Here is a 10986-nt window from a genome sequence, read left to right on the forward strand (position 1 = left end):
ACCGGTATGCAGTGGCATGCCCAGTTCGCCTGGCTAGGCGACGGCGTCGCGGCCGACGTGCTCATCGAGTCCGACGGCGAGCGGATCGCCGGCATCACCCCCCGGGTCCCGGCGCCGGCGGGCGTCCGGCACCTGCCCGGCCTGACCCTGCCGGGCCTCGCCAACGCCCACTCCCACGCGTTCCACCGGGCGCTGCGCTCCCGCGTCCAGGCGCACTCCGGGACGTTCTGGACGTGGCGCGAGCAGATGTACCAGGTCGCCGACCGGCTCGACCCGGGCTCCTACCGCGCGCTCGCGACCGCGGTGTTCGCCGAGATGGCCCTCGCGGGGATCAGCTGCGTCGGCGAGTTCCACTACCTGCACCACCGGCCGGGCGGCGCCCCGTACGGGGACCCGAACGCGATGGGCGAGGCGCTGATCGCCGCCGCGTCCGACGCGGGCATCCGCATCACCCTCCTCGACACCTGCTACCTGACCGGCGGCATCGGCCGGCCGCTCGCCGGGCCTCAGCTGCGGTTCGGGGACGGCACCGCCGGGAACTGGGCGCGGCGCGTCGACAGCCTGCACGAGCAGACCGGCAAGGCGGAACGGCGCCACGCCCGCGTCGGCGCCGCGATCCACTCCGTCCGGGCCGTGCCGCGCGAGCAGCTGCGCGCCGTCGCCGCGTGGGCGCGGGAGCACCGCGCGCCGCTGCACGTCCACCTGTCCGAGCAGCCCGCCGAGAACCAGGACTGCCTGGACGCCTACGGCATGACGCCGACCCGCCTGCTGGCCGAGGCCGGGGCGCTCGGCGCGCTCACCACGGCCGTGCACGCGACGCACCTCTGCGAGGACGACATCGGCCTGCTCGGGACGACGATGACCGGCGTGTGCATGTGCCCGACCACCGAGCGGGACCTCGCCGACGGCATCGGCCCCGCCCGCGGCCTGGCGGACGCCGGCTCCCCGATCTGCCTCGGCTCCGACCAGCACGCCGTCGTCGACCTGTTCGAGGAGGCCCGCGCGGTCGAGCTGGACGAGCGGCTCCGCACCCGCGCCCGGGGCCACTGGACGGCCGGGGAACTGCTCGCCGCCGCCACGTCCAACGGCCACTACGGCCTCGGCTGGCCCGAGGCGGGACGGCTGGAGCCCGGCGCCTACGCCGACCTCGTCACCGTCGCCCTCGACTCGGTCCGCACCGCCGGCGCGGGCCCGGACCACGCCGCCGAGGCCGCGGTGTTCGCCGCCACCGCCGCGGACGTGCGGCACGTCGTCGTCTCCGGCCGCCAGGTCGTCCAGGACGGCCGCCACCTGCTGGTCGAGGACGTCCCCGCCGCGCTGGCCCGCTCCATCGCCGCCGTCACCGCCGACCCGCCCCGTGAGATCCTGCGCCGATGAGCACGGTCATCACCAACATCGGAGAGCTCGTCACCAACGACCCCGCCGCGGGCGGCGGCCTGGCCGTCGTCCGCGACGCCGCACTGGTGATCGAGGACGGCGCGGTCGCGTGGACGGGCCCGGCGTCCGCCGCCCCCGCCGCGGACGAGTCGTTCGACGCCGCCGGGCGGGCGGTGCTGCCCGGCTTCGTGGACTCCCACGCCCACCTGGTCTTCGCCGGCGAGCGCGCCGAGGAGTTCGCCGCCCGGATGAACGGCGAGAAGTACGCCGCGGGCGGCATCCGCACCACCGTCGAGCGCACCCGCGCCGCGTCCGACGACGACCTGCGCGCCAACGTGCGCCGCCTCGTGCACGAGATGGCCCGGCAGGGCGTGACGACGGTCGAGTGCAAGTCCGGCTACGGCCTCACGGTCGACCAGGAGGCGCGCGCCGTCCGCATCGCCGCCGAGTACGCCGACGAGGTCACCTACCTGGGCGCCCACGTCGTCCCCGCCGAGTACGCGGGCGACGCCGCCGGGTACGCGCACCTCGCCGCCACCGACATGCTCGCCGCCTGCGCCCCGCACGCCCGCTGGGTGGACGTCTTCTGCGAGGAGGGCGCCTTCGACGCCGACCAGGCCCGGGAGGTCCTCACGGCGGGCGTCAAGGCGGGCCTGTCGCCGCGCCTCCACGCGAACCAGCTCACGCAGGGGCCCGCCGTGCGGCTCGCGGTCGAGCTGGAGGCCGCGTCCGCCGACCACTGCACGTTCCTCGGCGACGCCGACGTGGACGCTCTGGCGTCGTCCCGGACGGTCGCGACGCTCCTGCCCGGCGTCGAGTTCTCCACCCGCCAGCCCTACCCGGACGCCCGCCGCCTCCTGGACGCCGGAGCCACCGTCGCCCTCGCCACCGACTGCAACCCCGGGTCCTGCTACAGCTCCAGCATGGCGTTCTGCATCGCCGTGGCCGTCCGGGACATGCGCATGACGCCCGCCGAGGCCGTCTGGTCGGCGACCGCGGGCGGCGCCCGCGCCCTGCGCCGCACCGACGTGGGGCACCTGTCACCGGGCGCCCGCGCCGACGTCCACGTCCTGGACGCCCCGTCCCACATCCACCTCGCCTACCGGCCGGGCGTGCCTCTGACACACGCCGTGTGGAAGCACGGGCGCCGGGTAAAGGGCCTCCTGTAGTCGACTGTGGAGGCCCCTAGATGGCGGAGTTCCTGACGGACATCAAGACCCTGCGCGAACGTGCTCGGCAGGAGATCGACAAAGGCCCGATCACCGAGGCGTACGGCGCGGACGTCGAGCGCGTGATCCAGGTCTGCAACGAGGCCCTGGCCACGGAGATCGTGTGCGTGCTGCGGTACAAGCGGCACTACTACACGGCCACCGGAATCCACGCCGAGACCGTCGCGAGCGAGTTCCTCCAGCACGCGGCCGAGGAGCAGCAGCACGCCGACATGCTGGCCGAGCGGATCGTCCAGCTCGGCGGCGAGCCCGACTTCTCCCCGGACACCCTCACCACCCGCGCCCACGCCGAGTACAACGCCAGCCTCGACCTCGTCGAGATGCTCAAGGAGGACCTGGTGGCGGAGCGGATCGCCATCGCGTCCTACACCGAGATCATCCAGTGGCTCGGCGACGGCGACCCCACCACCAAGCGCGTCTTCGAGCAGATCCTCGCGCAGGAGGAGGAGCACGCCGACGACCTGCGCGGCTTCCTGGAGCGCTTCCCGAAGTCCTAGCCGGGCAGATAGCGCCGGGCGGCCCTCACCAGGGGGGTCCGCCCGGCGCTGACGTAGTCGGTCGAGACGATCTCGGCGACGAAGAGGGTGTGGTCGCCCGCCTCGACGATCTGGCGGGTCTCGCACTCCAGGGCCGAGACGCCCGTGTCGGGGACGAGGGCGCCGGAGTGCTCGCCGCGGTGGTGGGGTTCGCTCGCCAGCAGGATGCGGGCGCTCGGCCGTCCCTCGGAGGCGAACCGGCCGGCCAGGGCGCGCTGGGACGCGGACAGGATCGTCGCCGCCCAGCGCGGGCGCCGGCGCAGCACCTCGGTGAGGTAGGACGAGGACGCCACGCTCGCCAGCACCAGCGGGGGATCCAGCGACACCGACATGAACGAGGTGATCGTGGTGCCGAGGTCGTCCCGGCCGTCGCGGACGGTCAGCACGACCACTCCGGTGGCGAAGCCCGCGACGGCCTCGACGAAGTCGGCGCTCAGCGGATCTCCCAGGCTCCGGGCAGGGTGAGCGGGCCCGCGGAGGGCAGGCCGAGGCGCGCGGCGACCCCGCCGAGGGAGCCCCACCCGTCGAAGCGCGCGGACGCGGCGGTGCGGTCCTCGCTGGACTCCGGCGGGCGCAGCCGCTCCAGCGGCGAGGTGTGCGGGTAGATGCGGACCGGCGCGTCGGAGGCCATGCCCGCCTTCTTGCGGGCGAGGTCCAGGGCCAGGTCGATGCCGCCGAGCTCGTCGACGAGGCCGCGCTCGCGCGCGTCCGCGCCCGTCCAGACCCGGCCCCGGGCCAGTTCGTGGACGCGGTCGCGGGACAGGTCGCGGCCCTCGGCGACCTTCGCGGTGAAGTCGTCGTAGATCCTGTCGAGGGAGGCGTTGACGCGCTCCCACTCGGAGTCGCTGAAGTCCTTGGTGGCGCTGAACATGCGGGCGTGGTCGCCGTCGGCGACCGAGCCGAGGCCGACGCCGACCCGCTCCAGCAGGTCGTTCACCACGGCCTTGCCGACCACGACGCCGATCGAGCCGGTGATGGTGCCGGGCTGCGCGACGATCGTGTCGGCGGCCATCGAGACGTAGTAGCCGCCGGACGCGGCGACGTTGCCCATGGAGACGATCACGGGCTTGCCGGCGCGGCGGGCGAGGACGACCTCGCGCCAGATCGAGTCGGAGGCGACGGCGGAGCCGCCCGGGCTGTTGACGCGGAACACGATCGCCTTGACCCGGTCGTCCTTCACGGCGGCGCGGAACGCGGCGCCGATCGTGTCCGAGCCCATCGCGGGCCCGGAGTTCGGGAGCGGGCCGCCCCGGCCGCTGCGGCCGAGCCGGATCGGGCCCTGCCCGTTGACGAACGCGACGACGTCCTGCCTGCCGGGCTGCGGGAGGCGGTTCGCCAGTCCGTGCGCGCGGTTGTAGCGGGAGACGTAGCGCAGCTGCGCCTCCTGGCCGAACTCCTCGCGCAGGGCGCCGTAGATCTCGTCGCGGTAGGCGAGGCCGTCGACGAGGCCCTCCTCCAGCGCCTCGGCGGCCAGCAGCGGACCGCGGTCGGTGAGCTCGCGGACCTTCTCCTCCGGCAGGCCGCGCGAACCGGCGATCCCGGCGGTGATCTGTTCGCCGAGCGAGGTGACGAGGCGCTGCGACGACTCCTCGTGCTCGGGCGTGTAGGTCTTCTCCATGAACGTGTTCGCCATGGTCTTGTACTCGTAGCGCTTGGCGAACCGCGGCCGGACGCCCGCCTTCTCCAGCGCGCCGGCGAAGAACGGCTCCTCGATCGCGATGCCGGTGAGCCCCACCTCGCCGGTGGGCTGCAGGTAGACCTTGTCGAACCCGGTGGCCAGGTAGAACGGGACGGTGCCGCGGCCTCCCTCGCCGAACGTCTCGGCCCAGGCGACGGTGTGCTTGCCCGCGTCCCGCAGGCCCTGCACCGCCTCGCGCAGCTCCTGCGCGAGCGCCAGCCCGACGGTGCCGCTGACCTTCACGACGAGGGCGCGCACCCGGCTGTCGGAGCGGGCGCGGCGCAACCCGTCCAGGACGTCCCGCAGGCCCGGCCGGCGCATGGACAGGAACGCCGAGACGGGGTCGGCCGGCGCGGTCTCGACGATGCCCTCGGTGAGGTCGAGTTCGAGGATCAGCGGGGCCGTCCGCCGGTCGCGGGCCTGTTTGATCACGTTGACGACTGTGCCGGGATCCACCATGGCCCCAGCCTATGCGTTCGCCGCGCGCCGTTCCCGCGCCCCGGCCGGGCCGGCGCCGGGCGGGGACGGGTCAGCGCGCGAACGCCTTGTTGGGGATCACGCTGGCCGACGCCTGGGCGACCGGGCGGCCGCGCCCGTCGGCGACCACGGCGTTGGAGACCATGCGGGTGGCGCCGGGGTGCACGCACGTCCCGGTCACCGTGTAGGCCTCGCCCGCCCGGACGCCGCGCAGGTAGTCGACGTTCAGGTTGAGCGTGAGCATCGGCATGAAGCGCTCGCAGGTGCTGCTCGCCGCGAGGCAGACCGCGTTGTCGAGGATCATCGCGATGTAGCCGCCGTGCACGGTGCCGCCGGGGTTGCAGAGCCGCTCGCCCGGCGTCCACGCGAGGGAGACCCGGCCCGGTTCGGCGGAGGCGACGTCCTGCCCGATGTAGTCGTTGATGTCGGAGATCTGCGGAAACCGTCCATCCGCCATCGCCTGGATCAGCTCGGCGCCCGACAGGGTGTTCCACAGGTCGGCGGCCTCCTGGAGGGCCCCGGCTTCCTGAGGGTCCTCCTGAGAGGCCTTCCATAGGGCCTGCGGGGTCGCCTCGACGCTCAACTCGCACTCCCTGATCACGGTGACCTCCGAATGGTATTCGGCGAGGCGGGTGAGGGCACTGTGCCCTTCGTCACGAGTCCGCGGCGCTATCGTCGGACGCATGGGAGACGGCGACGGCTGGGCCAGTTGCGGCCTGGGGCACACGCACTGGGGGCGGTTCGGCGCCGCGGGCCTGCTGGCCTACCACCGCGACTCCTCCGGTCAGGTGTGGGTGCTGCTCCAGCAGCGCGCGTGGTGGGGGCTCGGCGGCGGGACGTGGGGCATGTTCGGCGGCGCGCTGCACAGCCACGAGGACGTCGTCACCGGCGCGCTGCGCGAGACGTCCGAGGAATGCACGCTCGACACGGGAACCGTCCGCGTCCACGGGACGAGCGTGGAGGACCACGGCGGATGGTCGTTCACCTCCGTCGTGGGCTCGCTGCCGGAGCGCGCGCGGGTGCTGCCCGCGTCGCGCGAGACGCGCAGGGCCGAATGGGTGCGCGCGGAAGAGGTCACCGACCGCAAGCTGTTCGAGCCGTTCGCGCGTTGCTGGCCCCGCGTGCAGGAAGCGATGCGGGGGGTCGTCCTCGTCGTGGACGCGGCGAACGTCGTGGGCGCCCGCGCCGACGGCTGGTGGAAGGACAGGGCGGGCGCGAACGCGCGGCTCCGCGACGACCTGAAACGCCTGGACGGCGGCGTGCACGGCCTGCCGGACGGCCTCTACCCCTACGACCGCTGCTTCCCGGAGGTCGTCCTCGTCGTCGAGGGCGCGGCGCGGGGCGTCGCCGACGAGCCGGTCGACGGCCTGCGGGTCGTGGCCGCGCCCGGCAGCGGCGACGACACGATCGTCGACCTCGTGCGGCAGGGCGACCCGGGCAAGGCCCACCTGGTGGTGACGGCCGACCGGGAGCTGCGCGCCCGCTGCGCGGAGGCGGGCGCCGCCGTCACCGGTCCCCGCTGGCTGCTCGAACGCCTCTAGATCTTCAGGCGGGCTCAGTTCTCCACGCGGTGGCCGGCGCCGCGCAGCGCCTCCGCCGCCTGCTCCGACCGGTGCTCCGGGACGAGCACGAGGTCGGAGTGGTAGGTCGAGGCGACGAAGACGGGCACCCCGGCCTCGGCCAGCGGCCCCACGATCCCGGCGAGCACGCCGGGCAGGTCGAGGCCGTGCGCCGTGTCGCCGTAGAAGCCGACCCACCGCTCCGTCTCGGCGAACGGTGAGGCGTCCCGGATCACGGTGAGGCCCTCGGGGGCGCGTACGAGCGCGACCCACTCGTCGTCCTCCGGGAGCGTCGCGTGCGGAAGGTGCTCCACCATGAACTGACCGGGGACGATGTGCAGGCGCATCCCCTCACCCTATTCAGGGACGAGCCACACCGCCCCCAGGGGTGGGACGCGCATCTCCGCGGACGCGGGCAGCCCGTGCCACGGCTCCGGCGCGGCCTCGACCCGGCCGAGGTTGCCGACGCCGCTGCCGCCGTACTCGTAGGCGTCGGTGTTGACGAGCTCGCGCCATCGGCCCGCCCGCGGGAGGCCCACCCGGTAGTTCTCGTGCGGGTTCCCGGCGAAGTTGACGACGCACGCGACGACGGGCGGTTCGGCGCCGTCCGGGGCCGTCCCGTACCGCAGGTAGGACAGGGTGTTGCCGCCCGCGTCGTTGCCGTCGATCCAGCGGAACCCGTCGTGGTCGCTGTCGCGCGTCCACAGCGCGGGCTCGTCCTTGTAGGCGTGGTTCAGGTCGCGGACGAGCTTCTGCAGCCCCAGGTGGTTGGCCCCCTCGGCGGCGTTGTCCAGCAGCCACCAGTCGAGCGGGCGCTCCTCCGCCCATTCGGCGCCCTGCCCGAACTCCTGCCCCATGAACAGCAGCTGCTTGCCGGGATGCGACCACATGTAGGCGAGCAGCGACCGCAGCCCGGCGAACTGCTGCCAGGAGTCGCCCGGCATCTTGCTCAGCAGCGAGCCCTTGCCGTGGACGACCTCGTCGTGCGACAGCGGCAGGACGTAGTTCTCCGAGAACGCGTACACCAGCGAGAACGTGATCTCGTTGTGGTGGTAGTTCCGGAACACCGGCTCGTGGCGCAGGTATTCGAGCGTGTCGTGCATCCAGCCCATGTTCCACTTGAACCCGAACCCGAGCCCGCCGAGATGGGTCGGACGGGACACCCCGGGCCACGCCGTCGACTCCTCCGCGATCGTCATGACGCCGGGGTTGCGCTTGTAGACCGTCGCGTTCATCTCCTGGAGGAACGAGATGGCCTCCAGGTTCTCCCGCCCGCCGTAGATGTTGGGCGTCCACTCGCCCTCGTTGCGCGAGTAGTCGAGATACAGCATCGAGGCGACGGCGTCCACGCGCAGCCCGTCGATGTGGAACTCCTCCAGCCAGAACGACGCGTTCGCCACCAGGAAGTTGCGGACCTCGGCGCGGCCGAAGTTGAACACGAGCGTCCCCCAGTCGGGGTGCTCGCCCCGCTGCGGATCGTCGTGCTCGTAGAGGGCGGTGCCGTCGAACCGGGCCAGCGCCCACTCGTCCTTGGGGAAGTGGGCGGGCACCCAGTCCATGATGACGCCGATACCGGCCTGGTGGAGGCGGTCGATGAGGTAGCGGAAGTCGTCGGGGTCGCCGAACCGCGCCGTGGGCGCGTAGTAGGACGTCACCTGGTAGCCCCAGGACGGGCCGTAGGGGTGCTCGGTGACCGGCAGCAGCTCCACGTGCGTGAAGCCCATGTCGCTGACGTACTGCGTCAGCTCCTCCGCCAGTTCCCGGTAGCCGAGCCCGGGACGCCACGATCCGAGGTGCACCTCGTAGGCGCTCATGGGTTCGTGCAGCCAGTCGTGCTCCTTGCGCGAGTCCATCCACGCGCCGTCCTCCCACTCGTAGGAGGAGGTGAAGACGCGGGACGCCGTCGCGGGCGGGCACTCGGTGGCCTGCGCCATCGGGTCGGCCTTGGCGCGCCACACGCCGTCGGCCCCGAGGATCTCGTACTTGTAGCGCGTGCCGTCGCCGACGCCCGGGACGAACAGCTCCCAGATGCCGGTGGAGCCGAGCGACCGCATCGGGTACGCGCGGCCGTCCCAGTGGTTGAAGTCGCCGACCACCCGCACGCCCCGCGCCGTCGGCGCCCACACCGCGAAGCCCGTCCCGGTCACGGTGCCGAGCGCGGAGGCGTAGGAGCGGACGCGGGCGCCGAGCGCGCGCCACAGCTCCTCGTGCCGCCCCTCGCCGATCAGGTGCAGGTCGAGCTCGCCGAGCGTCGGCAGGTGCCGGTAGGGGTCGTCCTGGATCGTCTCGATCCCGTCGCCGTAGGTGACGGCGAGCCGGTAGTCGGGGACGGCGAGGGGCGCCCGGTCCTTCTCGGGGCCCGCGAGCGACGAGCCGGCGGGCAGCGTCCCGGCGAACAGCCCCTGGTGGAAGTGCCGCAGGGGGTGCCGGTCGCCGTTCGGCAGGACGACCTCGACCTTCTCGGCGAGCGGGCGCAACGCCCGCACCGTCACCCCGTCCCGGCCGGGATGCGCCCCGAGGACACCGTGCGGATCATGGTGGTCGCCGCCGACGAGCCGATCGATCTCCGCGCGCGTCACCCGTGCCATGGCGTCATGGTCTCCCGTCACTGAGCGGTTTACCCCATGAGGTTGCCCCGAGAACCGGCGCTCTCACATGACGGGCCGACCTGTTTTCGCGAATCCGGCATTTCCGGTGCGGATGTTGCGGCCGCACGGACGACACGACTCTTCGTCGTGGGGTCGCGTCGAATGTGTCGTCCGTGCGGCCACGTCTACCTCGCCCCAGGGGTGACCCCGACCCCACCGCCCAGGGCTCCATTCCTGTGTCACCTCAGCGCCACAGGTACCTTCCGTACCGGAATGTCCCAGCCCGGTCCGCCCCCGCGCGCGGACCGGGCCGCTTCGAATCCCCTGCCTCCCGTCACCGGTCTCCGGACTCCCCGCGCGTCTGGTCGAGCAGCATCCGCCGGAGCCCCTCCGAGTCGTCCGCGGCCACCGTCATCGCACATCCCGCCTGGAGTTGGGCATCGGTGAGGTCGCCGCTGCGGGTCGCGTACCAGCGCCCCGCGTCGCTGCGCCACACCTGCCAACCCGGATGCTCTCCCTCGATGGCCGCCTTCAGATCCTCGAAGTCGCCCATCAAGGTCGTCCCTTCCCCGAGGCCGCTCTTCTGTATACAAAAGTCTTACTCGGCCTGAGAGGTGTCAAGCTGTCCGTAAGCGGACCGTGCCCCCGCGGATAGCGCCTGGAAGGTATGGATGACTGGAGGGGCGAGCAGGATCGAACGCGGCGTCGAACGCTGTTCGAACATGGCCGCGGGCTGGAGGCCGGGGGGCGCGCCCGAGGAGAGGGAGGTGACGCCGGTGCCGGACCGTCCCGCCTACCTGCGCATCGCCGACACCCTGCGAGAAGGGATCCGGGACGGCAGTCTCCCGCCGGGGACGCGGCTGCCGACCCTCGCCGAGCTGTGCGGCCTTCACGGCGTCTCCGAGATCGTCGTGCGGCAGGCCGTCGCGCTGCTGCGCGGCGAGGGCCTGGTGGAGACCCGCCGCGGCGGCGGCACGCTCGTCCGGGCCGTCCCGCCGGCCCGCCGCGTGGCGATGGAGCGCTACCGCGCGGTGGCCGAGCCGACGGCGGTCCCCGAGACCACGTTCACCCGCGACCAGAAGATCACCTGGGAGAAGTACCGGCTGGACCGGGAGTTCTCCCGCGTCAGGGCCGACGACGACCTCGGCGCGCTGTTCGAGCTGCCCTCCGGCACCGAGCTGCTGCGCCGCCGGTTCGTCTTCTACGCGCGCGACGAGCCGCAGCAGATCTCCGTCAACTACCTGCCGTGGGACGTGGTCGGCGACACGCCCGTCGCCGACCCGGCGCGCGAGCCCTGGCCCGGCGGGACGCTCGCGCAGCTGGCCTACCTCGGGCACCCGCCGATCCGGGTCGAGGAGGCCGTCCGGTCCCGGATGCCGACGCCCGAGGAGGCCGAGACCCTGAACATGACGGGCGGGGTGCCGGTGCTCGCCATCACCCGCCGCCTGCTGTCGCGCGCCGGCGTCATGGAGGTCTGCCGCGAGATCGTGCTGCCCGCCGACCGGGTCGTCCTCGACTACGCCATCGACCTGTGACGGCGGC

General features: G+C 73.2%; 11 protein-coding genes. 5 read left to right on the plus strand and 6 right to left on the minus strand.

All coding sequences use genetic code 11. From position 1 onward, the window contains the following. Positions 1-6 precede the first annotated feature (6 nt). The 3 genes from BJ999_RS11195 to BJ999_RS11205 are packed head-to-tail and all read left to right on the plus strand — an operon-like array spanning position 7 to position 3103. Positions 7-1377 (plus strand): formimidoylglutamate deiminase, encoded by a 1371-nt coding sequence (locus BJ999_RS11195; protein WP_179833242.1) that lies wholly within the window; start codon positions 7-9, stop codon positions 1375-1377. Continuing rightward, positions 1374-2546, plus strand: a complete 1173-nt coding sequence (hutI, locus tag BJ999_RS11200; protein WP_179833243.1) for an imidazolonepropionase — start codon at positions 1374-1376, stop codon at positions 2544-2546. The genes BJ999_RS11195 and hutI overlap by 4 nt, the downstream gene beginning before the upstream one ends. A gap of 20 nt (positions 2547-2566) precedes the next feature. Further along, positions 2567-3103, plus strand: a complete 537-nt coding sequence (locus BJ999_RS11205) for a ferritin-like domain-containing protein (protein WP_089314234.1) — start codon at positions 2567-2569, stop codon at positions 3101-3103. Here the strand turns inward: BJ999_RS11205 and BJ999_RS11210 are convergent. The 3 genes from BJ999_RS11210 to BJ999_RS11220 all read right to left on the minus strand — a co-directional run bounded on the left by BJ999_RS11210 (position 3100) and on the right by BJ999_RS11220 (position 5880). Next, complete coding sequence (locus tag BJ999_RS11210; protein ID WP_179838469.1) at positions 3100-3591, minus strand: flavin reductase family protein; 492 nt, start codon at positions 3589-3591, stop codon at positions 3100-3102. The genes BJ999_RS11205 and BJ999_RS11210 overlap by 4 nt on opposite strands. Beyond that, positions 3576-5279, minus strand: a complete 1704-nt coding sequence (gene sppA, locus BJ999_RS11215) for a signal peptide peptidase SppA (protein ID WP_179833244.1) — start codon at positions 5277-5279, stop codon at positions 3576-3578. Before sppA ends, BJ999_RS11210 begins: the two co-directional genes overlap by 16 nt. 70 nt (positions 5280-5349) lie before the next feature. After that, positions 5350-5880: a PaaI family thioesterase gene (locus BJ999_RS11220; protein ID WP_229810473.1), complete on the minus strand. Its 531-nt coding sequence runs from the start codon at positions 5878-5880 to the stop codon at positions 5350-5352. Positions 5881-5980: 100 nt separating this feature from the next. On the opposite strand from BJ999_RS11220, the gene BJ999_RS11225 reads away from it, so the two are divergent. Next, positions 5981-6838 carry an NUDIX domain-containing protein gene (locus BJ999_RS11225; RefSeq protein WP_179833246.1) on the plus strand — a complete coding sequence of 286 codons (858 nt, stop codon included), beginning with the start codon at positions 5981-5983 and terminating at the stop codon, positions 6836-6838. 14 nt (positions 6839-6852) lie between these two features. Here the strand turns inward: BJ999_RS11225 and BJ999_RS11230 are convergent, their stop codons facing one another. The 3 genes from BJ999_RS11230 to BJ999_RS11240 all read right to left on the minus strand — a co-directional run bounded on the left by BJ999_RS11230 (position 6853) and on the right by BJ999_RS11240 (position 9997). Next, entirely contained in the window at positions 6853-7203 is a 351-nt protein-coding gene (locus BJ999_RS11230) for an ACT domain-containing protein (protein ID WP_179833247.1), read from the minus strand. A gap of 9 nt (positions 7204-7212) precedes the next feature. After that, a complete protein-coding gene (gene glgB / locus BJ999_RS11235) occupies positions 7213-9444 on the minus strand; it encodes a 1,4-alpha-glucan branching protein GlgB (RefSeq protein ID WP_179833248.1) in 2232 nt (743 codons plus the stop codon). A 334-nt stretch (positions 9445-9778) separates the two neighbouring features. Beyond that, positions 9779-9997, minus strand: coding sequence for a hypothetical protein (locus BJ999_RS11240; RefSeq protein ID WP_179833249.1), 219 nt, complete (start codon positions 9995-9997; stop codon positions 9779-9781). A 214-nt stretch (positions 9998-10211) separates the two neighbouring features. On the opposite strand from BJ999_RS11240, the gene BJ999_RS11245 reads away from it, so the two are divergent. After that, positions 10212-10979, plus strand: a complete 768-nt coding sequence (locus tag BJ999_RS11245; protein WP_229810472.1) for a GntR family transcriptional regulator — start codon at positions 10212-10214, stop codon at positions 10977-10979. Positions 10980-10986 lie beyond the last annotated feature (7 nt).

The sequence above is a fragment of the Actinomadura citrea genome (assembly GCF_013409045.1).
Lineage (GTDB): Bacteria > Actinomycetota > Actinomycetes > Streptosporangiales > Streptosporangiaceae > Spirillospora > Spirillospora citrea.

Coding starts and splice junctions, on each gene's coding strand:
- BJ999_RS11195 (WP_179833242.1), top strand. CDS start 7: ATGCAGTGGCATGCCCAGTTCGCCTGGCTAGGCGACGGCGTCGCGGCC.
- hutI (WP_179833243.1), top strand. CDS start 1,374: ATGAGCACGGTCATCACCAACATCGGAGAGCTCGTCACCAACGACCCC.
- BJ999_RS11205 (WP_089314234.1), top strand. CDS start 2,567: ATGGCGGAGTTCCTGACGGACATCAAGACCCTGCGCGAACGTGCTCGG.
- sppA (WP_179833244.1), bottom strand. CDS start 5,279: ATGGTGGATCCCGGCACAGTCGTCAACGTGATCAAACAGGCCCGCGAC.
- BJ999_RS11225 (WP_179833246.1), top strand. CDS start 5,981: ATGGGAGACGGCGACGGCTGGGCCAGTTGCGGCCTGGGGCACACGCAC.
- BJ999_RS11230 (WP_179833247.1), bottom strand. CDS start 7,203: ATGCGCCTGCACATCGTCCCCGGTCAGTTCATGGTGGAGCACCTTCCG.
- glgB (WP_179833248.1), bottom strand. CDS start 9,444: ATGGCACGGGTGACGCGCGCGGAGATCGATCGGCTCGTCGGCGGCGAC.
- BJ999_RS11240 (WP_179833249.1), bottom strand. CDS start 9,997: ATGGGCGACTTCGAGGATCTGAAGGCGGCCATCGAGGGAGAGCATCCG.